Raw genomic sequence first — 16,820 nt, forward strand, 5'->3', positions numbered from 1 at the left:
AACTTGGATTCGCAGCGCCGAAGCGCTAGATCGGGTACCGGAACGGGGCTCCGACAGGTCTGTCGCACGACATTTGTCGGCATCTCATTCCAAGAACTCCCATCGCCTTTCTTCGCCTTCACTGCCTTTTCCGGCAGTTGCGCGCAGTAAACAGGATGGGATCCGTGCGGCCGACGGCCCCTTGCCCCGGCCGGCTCCTGGCGCCGCCCTGTGGGCGTGCGTCCTTAAGACAAGGGACGAATTTTGATCAGTAATCGTCAGAACCGGCGGCGCGGCCGCGGTGGACAGCGTGGACCGCAGGGCGGCCGCAGCGACAATCGCAACCGCGGCAATGCCTCGCAGCTCCTCGAGAAATACAAGGGTCTCGCGCGCGACGCCCAAATGTCCGGTGACCGCGTCCAGGCCGAATATTACCTGCAGTTCGCCGACCATTACTTCCGTGTCCTCGAGGAAATCCGCCTCGAACAGGAAAAGCGGCAGGAAAAGCAGCAGGGCCAGCAGGGCAAGAAGCCCAGGCGCCAGCACGACGACGACGATCGCGACCATGACGGTTACGACGACGATGGCGAGCTGGCCGAGGACAAGCCCGAGAAGAAGTCGCGTCGCAAGCCCAAGGCCGAGAAGGCCGACGGCGAGGACAAGCCGCAGCGCAAGCCCCGCCAGCGTCGCAAGAAGGACGATGGCGATGAGGGCGCGGGCATCTCGAGCGATGCACTGCCCCCCGCGATCGGCGCCGACGACGAGGCCGATGCGGCGTAACTAGAGGAACAGGGTGCTGGCGAGCGTGACGGCAAAGGCCGCCGCCGCCAGCGCACTTCCCAGCGGATATTCGCGCGCGGGCTCGCGATGCGCGCCGGTGGCGAGCGCCACCCCCAAGAGCCCGACGCTGGCGACCAGCAGGATCGGCGCGAGCAGCCACCAGCCGCTCCATAGGCCGATGGCGCCCATCAGCTTGGGGTCGCCCGCCCCCATTCCCTCGATCCCGCGCAGGCGCTGGTGCGCGAGACGTAACGCGGCGAGGAAGCCGAAGCCCGCCGCGCCGCCGATCAGGCGGTCGGCGAGCGGCACCCCCGTCGCCACTTCTCCTAAAAGCAGGCCCGCCAGCGCCAGCGCGACGACAAGTCCGTCGGGCAGCCAAAGGTGCTTCGCGTCGATCCAGCCCAGCACGAGCAGCAACCACCCCATGAACGCCAGCGACAGCCCCTGCCCCAACGGCAGGAGTGCAAGGCAGGCCGCGCCGATGGCAGCGGCAGCCAGTTCGATCTTTAGGTGCTCGCTCGCCACGGCGGCGCCGCAATGGCGGCAGCGACCGCGGGCGAGCAGGTAGCTCAGGACGGGAACGAGATCGCGGGCCCGAAGCGTCGTCCCGCAGGTCTCGCAGGCAGAGCGACCGCCAAGCGCACTCCGTCCCTCGGGGAACCGGCGGACGATCGTGGCAAGGAAGCTGCCGACGATGGCACCGAGCAGCGCGCCGACGATCACACCCCAGGGGAGCGGCAGGATCAATCGAGGCGGCCGCGGCTCGACAGGGTCCAGCCCGCGTCCGAGCGCTCGAACCCGTAGGTCGCCAGCAGCTCGCCGATCGCGGGTGGTGCGCCGGCGATGGTGAGGTAGGCTTCGACATTGCCATTGGCGTCGAGATAAAGCTCCACCTCCTCGCCGCCGCGCGGGCGCGAGAGGAGCGCGAGGACACGGCCGTCGGGGGCGCAGCTGACCGGTCCCGAAAGCTCGCCGGCAAGGAAGGCGATGGCGGTGGCGGGGATGGCGGTCACGGTGCCGGCTGCGCTCTTGCAGGCCCCGCCGTCGAACAGTGCATCGACGTCCTCGAAGCGCACCGCGTCGATGGGCAGCGGGGACACGAGCCCGCCGATATTGACGCGCCCGTCGAGGCTGGCGACGCCTTCGCTCGGTCCCGACAGGAAGAAGCGCCCGGTCAGGGGACCGTCGGGGTCGGACAGGCGCTCGACATCGACCTCGGTGCGGCCGATCAGCAGCGGTAGAGGGCGCAGGCCCACATCGAAGGTGCCGAGACGTTCCTCGCCGACCATCACGTCGCCGATCCGGCCCGACCAGATGCTGCCCGCGACCTGCCGCGAGGACAGGAGCGCGTCGCGTCCCAGCGTCATGTCGAGCGCGAGGCGCAGCGGGAAGAGCGTGACGAGCGCGATGGCGAAGACCGCCAGCGCGTAGAGGAACCAGCGTTTCTTCATCGATTTGCCTTGATGATCACGAGATCGACCGCGACCCCGCCTTCGCCATTGTCGGTCAGCCGCACCGATTCCACGCCAACGCCGGCGGCGCGCAGCTGCGCGATCCAGCCGAGGACGGCATCGGGACGTGCCTGTGCGATGCCGATATCGACGCGCGCATCGCCGTCGGGAATGTTGCGGGTGAGGGCGAACCCCGCCTGCGCAGCGGAGGCGGCCACGAAATCGCCGAGCGGCTGCGTGATGCGAACCCCGTTCGCGCCGCCGCCTTCGAGACGGTCCGCGAGAAGCACCGCACGGCCATAGCGTTCGGTCGCGTCGAGATAGGTGTCGCGCGCTTTGTCATGCCAGCCCAGCGCCGGGGCGATCATCAGGAACCAGCCGATCACTGGCACGGCGACGAGCGCCATGACACCGAGCATGAGCTGCTCGCGACGGCTGCGTGCCTTGTACCAGTCGGCGAGCGGGCTCATGCGCCACCTAGCAGGGAAAGGTCGACTGCCGCGCGCCCGTCGCCGCCCGGCACCGGATTGGCGGTCACCGTCCATCCCCGCTGTTGCAGCGTCATGAGGATGCGGTTGATGGCGCCTGCGTCGCTTGCGGCGAGGCGCGCGTTGAGCATGCCGTCGGCGCCGAAAAAGATCATGCTCGCTTCGACCGTGGGCTCGGCCTGCATCGCGGCGAGGAGGGTCGCGATCGCCTGCGTGGCACCGGTCGCGGCGCCGCCCTGCCCGATGGCGGCGCGCAGTTCGGCTTCGGCGGCGGCAGCCTCGACCGGGCGCCCGAGCGCGGCGGTAGCGATGGCGGCGGTCTCGCGGTCGAGCGAGCCTGCCTCGCGCTCCCACAGGACCGCCTTGGTGACGGGGATGGCGAGCGCGACGAGGAAGATAGCGAGGATGAGCCAGGCGAATTCCCGGAGGCGGCGTGGATCGGGTTTCCAGCGGCGGACGCGCGCGAAGCGGCCCTGTCGCAGGTCAACCGGCACGCCGTCCTCGAGGGCGACAAGCGCATCGACGATCGCGTCATTGTCCATGCTGTCGACGAAGGCATCGCCAACGAGCGCGGCGACAAGCGCCTCGTCGTCGGGGATGGCCATGCCGTCTTTCGCGATGACCACGTGCGGCCCGAAGCGCGCCTCGTGCCAGTCGCCGTCGCGCGGCAGGAGCGCGGCGGCAGGGACGATGCGGTCGAGCGCGATGTCCTGCGCCGCGGCCCAGTCGAGCCAGTCCTGCATGCGGGCCCCATCGGTGGTGGCGATCCACGCGTCCGAGACGGCGGCATGCGGGTCGGTCCCCAGTGCCTTGCCCTCGGCTCCGAGGCGGGCGGCGGTCTTCGCCTGGGGGCTGGTCGGTGCATCGGCCGCGCGCGGCTCGAGCCGCACCTCGGCGGGACCGACAAGGCCGATGGTGGTGACGGGCTCGCTGCTACCCTCGGCGCTGCGCGGCAACCAGCCGCTGTCGCTGCCATGCGCGACGAGGCGCCCCTCGGCCACTTCCCACCACGGGCAGGCGGCAGGGGCATCGGCGCGCGTCGGCAACCAGAGAAGGAGCGTGCGCCCTACCATCGGCTGGTCCAGCGGCGGGCGTGCAGGCGCGGCTCGTCGCCTTCCACCGAAAAGAGCGCCTCCTGCCGCAATTCCCCATCCCCTTCACCGACCCGCGAGACGAGCCGGAAATAACGTGTCTCGACCGCCACCTGCGCATCGCGTCCGCGGGACGGACTGATGCCACGCAGCGGACCCGACTGCCAGAAGTCGACAACCGACCCGTAGCCGCCTCGGGGGCGGGCAAGCAACTGTGCGCGCGCTGCCGACAGGCTGATCTGTTCGGGATCGAGCATCGCGAGCAGCGCGGCGCGCTCCGGCGACAGCGTTTCGACGTTGATCGTGACGGGGTCGTGACTGGGCAGGGCGCATAGCCACGGGCGGAGCATGTCCCAGGTCGCGGCGTCCATGCCCTCGATACCAGCGAGCTCGTCGGCGCTGGCGAGGGCGCGGTTGGGCACGGGATCGCCATTGGCGAGTGCCTCGCGCCCAAGGGGCCTTGCCAGCATGTCGCTGTCGATCGCATCGCCTGCGGCGTCGGCGAGCTGCTGGGCGCGGGCCTCCGGCAGGCCGAGCAGGACGAGGAAGTCGCGGAACAGGAACACGCGGCGCGCGGTCGCCTGCAAGGTGCCTAAATTGCGTTTGCGGACGAGCGCATTGACGTTGAAGCAGTTGGTGCCGTCCTCGATCCGCGCGCGTACCACCTGTCCATCGGGCAGGGTGATCGAGCGCTCGACGCCGAGAAGCGCGGCCTGGTCGGCGCCCGACAGCTGGCCCGCCTCGACGAGCCGCGCGGCGGCAAGCTCTTCCGCCATCGCCAGCCAGTGCCGCCCCTGCGTGGCGACCTGTGCATTGCCGGCGAGGCGGGTCGAGAGGCTGAGCCGGTCGAGCGCGGTGGCGGCGATCGCGGCCATCACCGCGACGATCAGCAGCACCGAGAGGAGCGCGGTCCCCTTGTCGCCCCGCCAGCGGGTCATCGGCGCGCCCCCGCACCGCTCTCGTTGGCGCTGAGCGCGGGGAGGGCCACGATGAACTCGGTCTGCGGGATGCGCGGCGCCGACAGGGTGAGGCGCACCGCGCGTGGCATGGGCTCGCCTGACCCGTCGGGCCAGCGCTCGACCCAGCCACCGGACGCATCGCGATAAGCGAGCGTCATGCCCGACAGCGGGTCGAGCAGCACCGCCTCGGGCAGCGCGTCATCGCCGCCATCGACCGCTTCGTAGGTACGGCGCACGAGGAGACCGTCTTCGGCGCTCCAGCCTATACGGCGCAGGTCGCTTGACGGGCGCGCGTCGAGCGAGATCACGCCGCCGCGGACGAAAAGCATGCTGTCGGTGCTGCCGATGAAGGCGGGGCGTTCGTTGCCGCTGCCGTCGCGGGTCGGGCGGATGACCGCCTGCCCGAGGTCGGCTTCGAGCAGGAGCGCGATGCGTTCGACCTGCGCCTGCTCGCCAAGTGAGGCATCGACCGCGACCTGTGTGTCGGCGCTGGTGCGCAGGAGCCCCACGCCCGCGCCGGCAAGCAGCGCGAAGATGGTGAGGCCGACGAGCATCTCGACGAGGGTGAAGCCGTTCCTCTGCATCACGCTGCCTTCCGGACGGTCACGAGCCGCTTCGACGGGCCGCCGCCAAGCGGTCGCACGGTGATGGTCACGGTAAGGAAGCGCGGGTCGGGAGTGGGCGCGACATCGGTGATGACGGCAAAGGCCTGCCCGCCGTTGGTGACCTGCCGCGACGACTGGCCGCGGGTCGGCGCGGCAGGGGCCGAGGCGATCAGTGCGGCCTCGTTGGCGGCGACGAGGCGGGCGAGGCCGTTCTCGCGCAAATTGGCGGCGGTCGATACGGCATAGGCGTCGATCCTGAGCAGCGCGAGGGCGGCGATCGAGAAGACGCTCAGCGCGACCAGCATCTCGATCAGGGTGAAGCCGCGCGGCGCTTTCATCGTCAGAGCGCCTCGACGCTGCCGTTGGCGGCGATGCTGATGGTGGCGGTGCGCCCGCCGCGATCGTCGAGGACGAAGACGGTCGGCGCGGACGGCATGCCGAGATTGTCGAAGCGAAGTCCCTGCGCCTCGCCGCCGACGCGTGCAGTAACGCCGTCGGCAAAGCGGCTGCGCCCGTCGAACCGGTTGTTGTCGAGCGGCACCCACTCGCCGCTGCGATATTGTTCGAAGGCGAAATCGGATTGCCGGAGGACAAGGCCGGTGGGCAGGCCGCGTAGGATCGCCTCGTCGCGCAGCGCCGCGATGCGGCCGGCGAGCATCACCGCTTCGGCACGCGCGGCATCGGGTGGGCGCAGGGTGAGGACGACGGCGGTCGCCGCGAGCCCGAGCAGGACCAGCACCACCATCAGCTCGACCAGCGTGAAACCGGCCGATCCGCGGTTTCGCCTAGCCGGCGTAAATGTCCGCATTCTCGCCCTCGCCGCCCATCGCGCCGTCGGCACCGAAGCTGTAGATGTCGAAGGGTGCGCCGTTCCGGCCCGGCACCTGCACCTGGTAGGGGTTGCCCCACGGATCGGCGGGAATGTCGCGGACATAACCGCCCGGGCGATAACGGTCGGGCTGGGCAAGGCCGGCGGGCGGCGTCTTGAGCGCCTCGATCGTCGCGGGATAGCTGAAATTGTCGATGCGATACTGTTCGGCTGCATTGGTCAGCTGCGAGATATCGGCCTGCGCCTTAGTGCGGTTGGCCTGGTCGAGGCTGGGCAGCACGTTGATCATGACGACGGTCCCGAGCAGGCCGATGATGACGATCACGACCATCAGTTCGACGAGGGTGAAGCCGTTCTTGCGCTTCTTCGACTTCGCGGGGGCACTCTTGCGGGCACTGGTCATGACTTATCCGATCAGGGTTTGCAGTTGCAGGATGGGCATCAGGATGGCGAGCACGATGGCGGCGACCACGGCGCCCATGATGATGATGATGAGCGGTTCGAGCAAGGCCAGCGCGCTCGACGTGAAGGTGTCGAACTCGCGCTCGAGATAGTCGGCGGCTTGGCTGAGCATGGGGCCGAGCTGGCCCGCGCTCTCGCCGCTCGCGGTCAGGTGGACGAGGAGCGGCGGGAAGAGGCCCGTACGCTTCAGTGCACCCGACAGGCTGCCGCCCCCGCGGATCTCTTCCTCCATTGCCCGCGTGGCTTGGGCGAGGCGGCGGTTGGAGATGGTACGCGCGGTGAACGCGAGGCCCTCGACGAGCGGCAGGCGCGCGGCGACCATCGTCGCCAGCGTGCGCGCCATGCGCGCGGCGTTGAGGTCGCGCAGGAGCCGCCCGAAAAAGGGCAGGCGCAGGAGCCAGCTGTCGAATTTTAGCCGGAACTGCTCGTTGCGGAGCATCGCGCCGACAATGGCGACAGTGCCGACGATGAGCGCGGCAAGCAGCCACCAGTAATTGGACAGGAAGTCCGACAAAGCGATCACCACGCGGGTGATGAAGGGCAACTGCTGTCCGACATCCTCGAATTGTTCGACCACCTTGGGCACGACCGCGATCATGAGCGCGGCGACCACGCCGATGGCGACGAGTGTGAGGACGGCGGGATAGGCAAGCGCGCTAAGGAGCTTGGAGCGCATCTGCGCCTGCCGCTCCTGGAGCGCCGCCAGCCGGTCGAGCTGTTCGGCGAGCGTGCCCGAGCTTTCGCCCGCCGCGACCATCGCGCGGTAGAGCGGATCGAAGCTCTTGGGTTCCTTACCGAGCGCATCGGCGAGGCGGCGGCCTTCGACCACCTGGTCGGCGACGCGGTTCACGACCGCGCGATGCTCGGGCTTTTCGGACTGGCGCGCGATGGTGCGTAGCGCTTCCTCCAAGGGCGAGACCTTGATGAGGGTGGCGAGCTGGCGGGTGAAGAGGACGCGCGCCTTGGCATTGAAATGCTTGCCGCGACCAAGACCGATCTGTTTCGCCCCGCCGCCGGCAGCGGGCGCAGCCTTGTCACCGGCGGTCAGTCGCACGGGCAGCAGGCGGCGCTTCTCGAGCGCGGCGCGGGCCTCGGCCTCGCTGCCCGCGTCGATCGAACCGCGCTTCTCGCGGCCCTTGGCGTCCACCGCCAGATAGGCGAAGCGCGCGGCCATCAGGCGGCGTCGTCCTGCCCCTCTTCACCCTCGTGGCGCGAGATGCGGATGGCTTCCTCGGGGGTGGTTTCGCCGGCGCGCACCAGCTTGCGGGCGGCCGAGCCGAGGTTGGGGGCATTAAGGAAGGCGTGGCGCGCGATCACCGCCTCGTCGCCGCCGTCGGCGATGAGGCGGCGGATGGTGGGATCGACCCGCACCGCTTCGAAGACGCCGATCCGGCCCTTGAAGCCGGTGTCGTGGCATTCCTCGCAGCCGCGCGCGCGATAGATGATCTCGCCTTCATCGAAGCCGAGGAGCGCGGCGATCGAGCGGTCGGCCTTCACGGGTTCGCGGCACGACGGGCAGAGGCGGCGCACGAGGCGCTGGGCGACGACCGCACGCAGCGTCGAGGCGATGAGGAAGGGCTCGATCCGCATGTCGCGCAGGCGGGTGATCGCGCCGACGGCGTCATTGGTGTGGACGGTCGACAGGACGAGGTGGCCGGTGAGCGAGGCCTGCACCGCGATGTCGGCGGTTTCCTTGTCGCGGATTTCGCCGACCATGACGATGTCGGGATCTTGGCGCAGGATCGCGCGAAGGCCAGCGGCAAAGCTCATGCCGACTTTCGAATCGACCTGCGTCTGGCCGATGCCGTCGATCGAATATTCGACGGGGTCCTCGACGGTGAGGATGTTGCGCTGCCCGTCATTGAGATGGCTGAGGCAGGCATAGAGGCTGGTCGTCTTGCCCGAGCCGGTGGGGCCGGTGACGAGGATGATGCCATTGGGCTCGGCCAGCGCCTCGCGCAGGATTTCGTCGGCGGCGCCCGAGATGCCGAGGAGGTCGAGGCTGAGGCCGGCGTTGTCCTTGTCGAGGATACGCATGACGACCCGCTCGCCGGCACGGCTGGGCAGGGTCGAGACGCGCACGTCGAGCTGGCGGCCGCCGAGCTTCAGGGCGATGCGCCCGTCCTGCGGGACGCGGCGCTCGGCGATGTCGAGGCGTGCCATGACCTTGATGCGGCTCACCACCACGGGGGCGGCATGCGCGGGCATGCGCAAATGCTCCTTGAGGACACCGTCGCGGCGCAGGCGCACGACGAGACCGCTTTCATAGGGTTCGACATGGATGTCGGAGACGCCGAGGCGCACCGCTTCGGCGATGATGCCATTGATGAGGCGGATGGCGGGGGCGTCGTCCGAACTGTCGAGAAGGTCCTCGGCGCTCGGGATGCCGCTGGCCAGCGCGTCGAGTTCATCGCCGCCGCCGAGTTCGTCGAAGCCCTCGGCAGCACCGCCCGCATAGCGGCTGTGGAGAAGCCGGTCGAATTCGCCCGCATCGACGAAGTCCACGCCGAAGGGGCGCGCGAGATAGCGGCGCACCTCGATGAGGATCGACGGATCGCTCCCCTCGCGCAGCGCGACCTTGAGGTCATCGCCGGCGTCGGGGCGGATGACCACGCCATGTTCGCGCGCGAAAGCATAAGGCACGTCGATCACCGCGCTCACCGGCACCTCGGCGCCGGGGGCCTCGAGCGACATGTCGCCGGGCACGGGCTGGAGCTCGTCGGGCACGAAGCTGCCTGGCTCCTCGATGGGGTCGCGATTGCCGCGGCGGATGATCACTGCGCGCCCTCCGGCATCGTCTCGCCCGCGGGCGGCACCTCGACCACGGCGGGCGGATAGTAATAGCGATCGCCGGGGGCGAGCGGCGCAGGCACCGGTGCGGCGGCGCCGAGATAGTCGCGGACCAGCGCGTCGAGCGAGGGCTCGTAGCCCGGATTATTGTACCACTGGGCGGTGCGCATATAGTCGTAGCGGCGCGCGGTCATGTTGCGCGCATCGGCAGCGTCGCGGATGATCGTCGGGCGGATGAAGACCATGAGGTTGGTCTTCGACTTCGCCCGCGAGCGCGACTTGAACAGTTCGCCGACCAGCGGGATGTCGCCCAAGAGCGGGATCTTCTCGATGGTGTTGCGCTCGTTCTCGTCGAGCAGGCCGCCGATGGCGAGGATCTCGCCGTCATCGACGGTCAGCACCGTCTTGAACTCGCGCTTGTTGATGACGAGGTCGGCGGAGCCCTGGCTGACGGGGCCCGCAACCGAGCTGACTTCCTGCCGGATGAAGAGCTTGATCGACCCAGACGAGTTTACCTGCGGCTTCACGTCGAGCTGGATGCCGACATTCTGGCGCTCGACGGTGCGGAAGGCATTGTCGAAATTGGTCGACAGCGCCTCGCCCGTGGTGACCGGCACTTCCTGACCGACCAGCAAGCGCGCTTCCTGGTTGTCGAGGGTGAGGATCGAGGGGGTCGAGAGGATGTTCGACTCCGTATCCGACTGGACCGCGTTGACGATGGCGCCGAACAGCGCGTTGCCGGCAAGGTTGACGACGCCGCCGGCGAGGCCGCCGTTGGTACCGAGCACCGAGGCAACCGCCGCTTCGGTCACGCCGTCGCCGAGCGGGCTGTCGATGGTGCTGGTGACCACCCCGTCGGCATTCACGCTGGTCTCGCGCCCGAGCTCGTAATTGGCGATCGCGCCGCCGACGGCGAGGATGTTGGGCTGGGCGTTGGAATAGTTGGCGGCGAGGAAAGGCGAATTCTCGCCCGCCAGCAGGAACTGGACGCCCAGCTGGCGCGCGGCATTGTCGCCGATCTCGACGATGATCGCCTCGACCAGCACCTGTTCGCGGCGGGTATCGAGCTGGCGCACGATCTCGCCGATCTGGCGCTGCACATTGGGATTGGCGGCGACGATGATGGCGTTGGTGCCGGTATAGCGGGTGACGACGGCGGGGCCGAAGCGGGCGATGCCGTTATTGTTGCCCGAAACGGTCTGCGAGAAGGCGGGCTGTGCGGGCGGCTGGGCGGGACCGGCGCCGGTGCCTTCGCCTTCCTGACCGCGGATGAAGCCGGGTTCGCTCGAGGTCACGGTGACCGGTTGGCCGAGCAACTGCTGGAGCACGGGAAGCAGCGCCTCGGCATCGGCATGTTCGAGCCAGTAGATGCGAATGTCGGACCCGCCCGCGGCCTGTGCGTCGAGCTCGCGGGCAAGGCTGGCATAGCGCGCCACGCTGTCGGCGGGACCGCGAAGCGCCAGGCCGTTGGCGCTGTCGATGGCGCTGACCTGCACGGGGGCGGCGATGCCCTCCGCGCCGCCGTTGAGGCCCTCGAGCGCCTCGGCGACTTCGCGCGCGCCGGCATTCTGGAGATAGACGATGTCGGTTGTCGCATTGTCGGCGTCGATGCGCCCGATCAGCGTCCGGATGCGCACGACATTGTCGGCATAGTCGGCGACGATGATGGAATTGGCGTTGCGGTTGGCGGTGATCGAGCCCTCGGAGCTGACCAGCGGGCGCAGCGTCTCGATCGCCCCCGCCGCATCGATCGTGTTGAGGCGGAAAATCTCGGTCACGAACTGGTTGCGCGCCGCGCCGCGCAGTCCACCCGTCGGCTGGGTCGCGGCTCCCTGCGCGGGCTGGATGCGATAGCCGCCCTGGATCGGGATGGCGACGAGGCCGTTCGCGCGCAGCGTGGCGAGGAAGACCTCGAAATATTCCGAGCGGCTGAGGTCGCGGTTGGTGACCACGCTGATGGTCTGGTTGACGCGGCTGTCGACGACGAAGGTCAGTCCCGTCACCCGCGCGGCATCGTCGACGAAGGCGCGCACGTCGGCCTCGCGGAAGTTCAGCATGTACTGCGCGCTGGCGACCGAGGGTGTGGCAGCCATGATCAGGGCGGCAGTGACGAGGGAGAGACGCTTCATGGGCTTACGAACCTTCTAAAGGTTGACCGCGATGGGCACGGTACTGGCGCCGCGCTCGACATCGAGGCTGAGGCGGGCGGCGGGTTTGAGACTGGCTTTGAGCTGGTCGATATCGGCCTGGCTGCGCACCGGTACGCCGTTCACGCCGACGATCACGTCGCCCGGGCGCAGGCCGATGACGGCAAGGAGCGCGGCGTCGGTCGTCGGGGGCAGGCGGATGCCGGTGATGCGGTTGCCGGTCATGCGCGGCTGGAAGGGGTAGTCGGGAATGCGCGCGGCCTGCGCGACCTCGGTGCCCGTGGCGGCATTGCTGGTGTCGGGCACCTCGACCGTGTCGGCGGGCACCGAACCGTCGAGGTAGAGACGCTCGCGCACGCCGCCGCGGTCAAGCACGACATGGTCGAAGGCGACCTCGGCGAGACGGACGCCGGGCGAGACCTCGTCGCCGACGGCAAAACTCTGCTGCACCCCGTCCTCGGTCGCGATGATCGCGCTGCCTGTCCCGGCGCCGCGATTGAGGGTGGTGCCGAACAGTTCGAGATCGAGGTCGGTCACGCCCTCGCCGCCAGCGGCCACGGCGGCGGCCGGAGCGGGGAAGGGATCGTAGCTACCAAGCAGGCTCGCCTGCGCCTGTTCGGAGAGAAGCCGCGGGGCGGCGGCTCGCCAGTCGCCGAGTGGGCCGACGGGAGTGACGAGGACAAAGAGCAGTCGCGCGACAAGCGCGGCGAGGATGGCGATCAGCAGCGCTCGCGCGAGCAGGTGAAGCTCGGCGAAGGCAAGCCGGTCGCCGCGTCGCCCGCGGCGCCTGAGAATCGCGTTCAGCATGCTGCCCTTTCCCGCTGATTTCCTACGCTTACCCGAGTTCGTGACTCTTTGAAGACATGATTTTGACTCAAATGCGACAGCATGAGGGCCGGGGCGCGTCTTGCGCCCCGGCCCGCGCTGCGCCGGAAAGCGATTAGAAGGTCAGCGAGGCCGAGAGCGAATAGCTCGTCCCGCGCTCGTAGGTCTGGATCAAAAGCTCGCTGTCGCCGAGCGTCTGGATCTCTTCATAGTCGGTGCCGAGGATGTTGCGCACCTCGCCCTTCAGTTCGAGCTCCTTCGAGCCGATCCCGAAGCCTTCGCGCCAGACGAAGTCGAGATTGACGCCCGGGGTCTCGACATAATCGGGCGTGCCGTTGGGGCCGCGTGCGGTCACGCGATCCGACGCATAGGTCAGGAGGAAGGTCTGCTGTGACAGGCGCTCCTCATTCTCCAGCCCGAGCTGGAGGTTCACGAGATGCTCCGACTGGCCGGTGAGCGGCGCGCCATCGTTGAAGATCGAGCTGGCGAGCGTTTCCGAGGGCTGGCTGACGAAGCTGATCGTGGTGTCATCCTCGCCCACGACCAGTTCCGAGTTGGTGTAGGTGTAGTTGGTGATGACCGCGATGCGGCGATCGCCGAGAAAACCGCTCTCCAGCCCCATGTCGTAGAAGGGGAAATATTTCCGCAGTTCGACCTCGGCGCCATAGAGGCGGGCCTTGGGCGCGTTGGCGAAGCTGGTGATCGAGAAGGAGCCGATGTTGGTGGCCGCCGATTCGATCGGATTGTCGATTTCCTTGAAGAAGCCGGCGAGGCTGAAGATCTGGTCGCGATCGAAATACCATTCGTAGCGCGCGTCGAGATTCAGGATCTCGCTGTCGGTGAGGAATTGCGAGCCGAAGAAGGTGCGGCCCGATTCATAGTCGACGAAGGGCTGCGGCGCGAGTTCGCGGAACTGCGGGCGGGCGATCGTCTTCGAGGCACCGAGACGGAACTGCATGTCGTCGGCGAAATTCCAGGTGAGCGTTCCGGCGGGCAGCCAGTAGTCGCGCTCGAGGGTGGTCGCCGCCGACGGCGTTTCGCCAAACAGGGTCTGCGGGGTCACCGACTGGCTGCCGTCCTCGTAGCGGACACCGATGTTGAGGAGGATGTCATTGGTCGGCTCGACTTCGAGCATGCCATAGGCGCCCTGCGTCTCCAGGTTGGCCTCATAGGCCGCCGAACCGAGGCCACCGGTGGATTCGCGCAGGATGATGTCGCTGGTGTAGACGTTGTAGTCGCTCAGCAGATAGTCGATGCGCTGCTGGGCGATATAGTCGGGCAGCGCGGCCTGCGGGAAGAAGTCGAAGTCGCGGCGGATCGCCTCGCGGCTGTTGTCGGAATAGGCATAGCCCGCCGAGAGGGTGACCGGCATGTCGACCGGCAAATACCAGGCAAGGTCGACCGCGCCGAACCACAGTTCGTCGTCGAGCTCGGAGAAGCTCAGCGTGGCGCTGTTCCCGGGCGAGCGCAGGTCGTTCACATAGTCCTCGAACTCGTCCGAATAGACGTAGCTGTAGGCGCGCTCGTAGGGCGCGTCGCGGCGCGACTTGGCGTAGCTGCCGCGCAGGTCGAGGTTGAAGTCGCCGAACTCGAATTCGCCGACGACCTGGCCGTCATAGAGTTCGCGTTCGAAATAGCTGGTCGCGCCCTGCTGGAGGGTCGGGACGGCGGGGTCGACGGGGGCGATCGCCTCGAGGTTCTCGCCGAGCTTGACCTGCGCTTCCTTGAGCGCGTCGCGGATGTAGACGCCGACGAGGCGGACCTTCTGGTCGTCGAGCGACAATGTGGTCGAGGCCATGCCGTTCACGACGACGCGGTTCTGGGTCGATACGAAGTCGAAGCTCTGCTGCGCGAACAGCTCGGCATCGGGGGCGTTGACGTCGCCGAGCGCGACACCGAATTCGCGCTTGCCCTGGCGAGTGCGCCAGCTGTTCGAGATGCCGCCGACGAGGATGACGCCGAGGTCGGCCGCGCCGATCTCGAAGGTCTGGCCCGCGCCGAGATCGCCCGACCAGTTCACCGGCACGTCATAGGTGGTCTGGATGAGGTTGGTCGAGGCGTTGTCGAGGCTCGCCGTGAGGTTCTGGATGTCCTCGAGGCTGAAATTCTCGCCCGGCGTGATGCGGTTGCCCGAGGCAAAGGCGGCCTTCAAATTCGCGGGAAGGGCGCGCTTGCCGTCGTCATAGCCGAGGAAATCGGTCGAACCGCCATAATAGGTGTAGCCGAGGTTGAGGCTGGTCTCGCTATCGAAACCGACGCCGCCGCCGACCGAGAAGAAGCCTTCTTCGGGGGCCGAGCGGGTGGTGAGGTTGATGACGCCGCCACCGAACTCACCCGGATAGTTGGCCGAATAGGTCTTCTGGACGACGGTTGAGGCGATCACCGAGGTCGGGAAAAGGTCGAGCGGCACGACGCGGCGCAGCGGTTCGGGGCTGGGCAGCGGGGCGCCGTTGAGGAGGGCCGAGGAATAGCGCTCGCCGAGGCCGCGGACATAGACGAAGCGCCCGCCGACGACCGACAGGCCGGTCACGCGCTCGAGCGCGGAGGCGATGTCGCCATCGCCGGTGCGGGCGATGTCTTCGGCCGAGAGCACCGAGACGACCTCGGGGGTCGCGCGCACGGGGCTCGGGATATAGGTGCCGCGGATGATGATGGGGTCGTCATCGTCGCGGCTGGCGCCGGGACCGGAGATCTCGATGCGGTCCTGCGGGTCGGCGGCACCGGGCTGGGCAGCCTCGAGCGTCTCCTCCTGCTGGTCTTCGGGGTCGCCGACCATGCTGGCCGAGGGCGAGGCGGGCGGGGCGCCCTGCGCGAGCGCGGGCAGCGGGCCGAGAAGCGCGGTGGTCGCGAGGAGGGCTTTGATCGTGGCGGTCTTGGTCATGGGGTCGTCTTTCACGCGCATCGTCTAGGCGACGGGGGAGCGACAGCCGTGGCGGCCGCCGCTCCCCGCATCATGGGTCCGGGTGCGGCGGCTAGCCGGCGGACGGGATCTCGAGGCAGCTCATCTGGCCTTCGAGGCCGCAGGTCCAACCGACCCACCAGTCGTCGTTCGCGTCCTCGACGGCGCCGACATAGTCGACCGCATCGAAGAAGCTGCCGAACTGGAGGGCGCTGTAATCGTCGAACTCGGTCGCGGCGTTCGAGTTGATGAAGTTCACGCTCGAGATCGCATAAGGCGAGGGCAGCGTGATCGAGCTGTCGAAGGTCGTGTTGCTCGAGCCATCGAACAGCGCCGCGATCTCGGCCGCGGTGACTTCGGCATCGTCGCGGATCGGGTCGGTGGTGCAGTCGAGGTAGACGCCCTTGATGCGCGGGGCACCCAGTTCCTCGCCAAGGCCGGTGCTGGCATCGACGGTGTTCTGCTCGTCCATGTCGATGCAGGGGCCGGCCGCGACGATGAGGCCGTTGTAGAGCGCGATGTCCGCGGCGCCGCGAACGTGGACATATTCACCGTCACGCGGGGTGATGTAGGTGAAGTTGGCCACTTCGATGTTGGTGCGCGGCAGGAGCGCCTGGTCGCCCGGCGAGTCGATTTCCATCAGCTTGTCGCCGCCGGTCTCGCGCTGGATGATGAGCGCATATTGGATGGCGCCCTTGAAGCCGTTGTCGGCGTCGATCGAGTCGTCGTCGTTGCCGGTCAGGACGAGATACTTCTGGTTCACGCGGCCACCGAACCACTCGATGCCGTCGTCCGAGCTGTTGTGGACTTGGACGTGGTTGAAGGTGGTGCCCGAGCCGACGCCGGCCAGGGTGATGCCGTTCAGTTCGCTATCCTCGGCGGCCTTGAAGCCCGAATAGCGGATCTGGAGATATTCGATCGAGCCCGAGCTGTCGCCCGCCTCCACGCCGCCATAGGACGAACCGGCAGTGCCTTCGACCGCCACGCCGCAGGGTGCGCTGGTGGTGCCGTCGCCGCAGCCTTCGGTCGGGGCCTGCCCGAGAATGACAAGGCCGCCCCATTCGCCGATGGTGTCGGCATTGGCCGACCCGACGACATTGGCGCGGGCGGTCATGACCACCGGCGCATCAGCGGTGCCCTGGACGAACAGCTGCGAGCCGCGGTTGACGACGAGGAAGTCGGCCTGCGTGCGGCCGAAGAGGACAACGCCCGCATCGAAGGTCAGGCTGGCCGCATCGCCGCCAGGCAAATTGCCGTCGGCGCCGGTGTCGATGCCCACTTCGGTCTTGCCGCCCAGCGCGTAGATGACGCCTTCGAGATTCTCGACGAACAGGTCGTTCGTGATCTGGCCCGGAAGCTGGCAGATGCGGCGCTCGTCGCCCGAACCCGACCCGCCGACCTCGATGGTGCCGAAGTTGGTGAAGCCGTCGGGGCAGCTCTCGGCCGCTTCGCCGCTGCCGTTGGTCGGCGGGGTGGTCGGCGGGGTGGTCGGGGTGCCGCCGGTATTCTCGACGA

At 68.3% G+C, this 16,820-nt stretch carries 16 protein-coding genes (1 of these 16 running past the window's edge); 1 reads left to right on the plus strand and 15 read right to left on the minus strand.

Going from position 1 to position 16,820, the window contains the following annotated elements; translation table 11 throughout:
- The first annotated feature begins 243 nt into the window (after window positions 1–243).
- The gene (locus NUW81_RS08265) at window positions 244–759 is read left to right on the plus strand and encodes a DUF4167 domain-containing protein (protein ID WP_245112321.1); all 516 of its coding nucleotides are present in this window, start codon (window positions 244–246) and stop codon (window positions 757–759) included.
- Here NUW81_RS08265 and NUW81_RS08270 read toward each other — a convergent pair whose 3' ends face one another.
- From NUW81_RS08270 to NUW81_RS08340, 15 genes are all read right to left on the minus strand, one after another.
- A complete protein-coding gene (locus NUW81_RS08270; protein ID WP_245112322.1) occupies window positions 760–1,506 on the minus strand; it encodes a prepilin peptidase in 747 nt (248 codons plus the stop codon). It lies immediately after the preceding gene.
- Window positions 1,503–2,210: a type II secretion system protein N gene (gene gspN, locus NUW81_RS08275; RefSeq protein ID WP_245112323.1), complete on the minus strand. Its 708-nt coding sequence runs from the start codon at window positions 2,208–2,210 to the stop codon at window positions 1,503–1,505. Before gspN ends, NUW81_RS08270 begins: the two co-directional genes overlap by 4 nt.
- Window positions 2,207–2,680, minus strand: coding sequence for a type II secretion system protein M (locus NUW81_RS08280; RefSeq protein ID WP_245112325.1), 474 nt, complete (start codon window positions 2,678–2,680; stop codon window positions 2,207–2,209). The genes gspN and NUW81_RS08280 overlap by 4 nt, the downstream gene beginning before the upstream one ends.
- Window positions 2,677–3,771: a type II secretion system protein GspL gene (gene gspL, locus NUW81_RS08285; protein ID WP_245112326.1), complete on the minus strand. Its 1,095-nt coding sequence runs from the start codon at window positions 3,769–3,771 to the stop codon at window positions 2,677–2,679. The genes NUW81_RS08280 and gspL overlap by 4 nt, the downstream gene beginning before the upstream one ends.
- Window positions 3,765–4,727, minus strand: a complete 963-nt coding sequence (gene gspK, locus NUW81_RS08290; RefSeq protein ID WP_245112327.1) for a type II secretion system minor pseudopilin GspK — start codon at window positions 4,725–4,727, stop codon at window positions 3,765–3,767. Before gspK ends, gspL begins: the two co-directional genes overlap by 7 nt.
- The gene (gene gspJ / locus NUW81_RS08295; RefSeq protein ID WP_245112328.1) at window positions 4,724–5,332 is read right to left on the minus strand and encodes a type II secretion system minor pseudopilin GspJ; all 609 of its coding nucleotides are present in this window, start codon (window positions 5,330–5,332) and stop codon (window positions 4,724–4,726) included. Before gspJ ends, gspK begins: the two co-directional genes overlap by 4 nt.
- Window positions 5,332–5,691 carry a type II secretion system minor pseudopilin GspI gene (gene gspI / locus NUW81_RS08300; protein WP_245112329.1) on the minus strand — a complete coding sequence of 120 codons (360 nt, stop codon included), beginning with the start codon at window positions 5,689–5,691 and terminating at the stop codon, window positions 5,332–5,334. The genes gspJ and gspI overlap by 1 nt, the downstream gene beginning before the upstream one ends.
- Before the next feature lie 2 nt (window positions 5,692–5,693).
- Complete coding sequence (locus NUW81_RS08305; protein WP_245112331.1) at window positions 5,694–6,161, minus strand: GspH/FimT family pseudopilin; 468 nt, start codon at window positions 6,159–6,161, stop codon at window positions 5,694–5,696.
- The gene (gspG, locus tag NUW81_RS08310; RefSeq protein ID WP_245112334.1) at window positions 6,139–6,585 is read right to left on the minus strand and encodes a type II secretion system major pseudopilin GspG; all 447 of its coding nucleotides are present in this window, start codon (window positions 6,583–6,585) and stop codon (window positions 6,139–6,141) included. The genes NUW81_RS08305 and gspG overlap by 23 nt, the downstream gene beginning before the upstream one ends.
- A gap of 3 nt (window positions 6,586–6,588) precedes the next feature.
- A complete protein-coding gene (gene gspF / locus NUW81_RS08315) occupies window positions 6,589–7,818 on the minus strand; it encodes a type II secretion system inner membrane protein GspF (RefSeq protein WP_245112336.1) in 1,230 nt (409 codons plus the stop codon).
- On the minus strand, window positions 7,818–9,338 hold the full coding sequence (locus tag NUW81_RS08320; RefSeq protein WP_245113748.1) for a GspE/PulE family protein: 1,521 nt from the start codon (window positions 9,336–9,338) through the stop codon (window positions 7,818–7,820). The genes gspF and NUW81_RS08320 overlap by 1 nt, the downstream gene beginning before the upstream one ends.
- Window positions 9,339–9,418: 80 nt before the next feature.
- Entirely contained in the window at window positions 9,419–11,563 is a 2,145-nt protein-coding gene (gspD, locus tag NUW81_RS08325; protein WP_245112338.1) for a type II secretion system secretin GspD, read from the minus strand.
- A 15-nt stretch (window positions 11,564–11,578) separates the two neighbouring features.
- Complete coding sequence (locus NUW81_RS08330) at window positions 11,579–12,388, minus strand: type II secretion system protein N (RefSeq protein WP_245112342.1); 810 nt, start codon at window positions 12,386–12,388, stop codon at window positions 11,579–11,581.
- A gap of 133 nt (window positions 12,389–12,521) precedes the next feature.
- A complete protein-coding gene (locus NUW81_RS08335) occupies window positions 12,522–15,287 on the minus strand; it encodes a TonB-dependent receptor domain-containing protein (RefSeq protein ID WP_245112343.1) in 2,766 nt (921 codons plus the stop codon).
- A gap of 91 nt (window positions 15,288–15,378) precedes the next feature.
- Window positions 15,379–16,820, minus strand: partial view of a beta-helix domain-containing protein gene (locus NUW81_RS08340; protein WP_245112344.1) — the 3' portion only. 115 nt of this gene lie beyond the right edge of the window; only the last 1,442 of its 1,557 coding nucleotides appear in the window; its start codon lies off the right edge, out of view — the gene reads right to left on this strand; the stop codon is at window positions 15,379–15,381.

This window comes from Sphingomicrobium aestuariivivum, assembly GCF_024721585.1.
GTDB lineage: Bacteria > Pseudomonadota > Alphaproteobacteria > Sphingomonadales > Sphingomonadaceae > Sphingomicrobium > Sphingomicrobium aestuariivivum.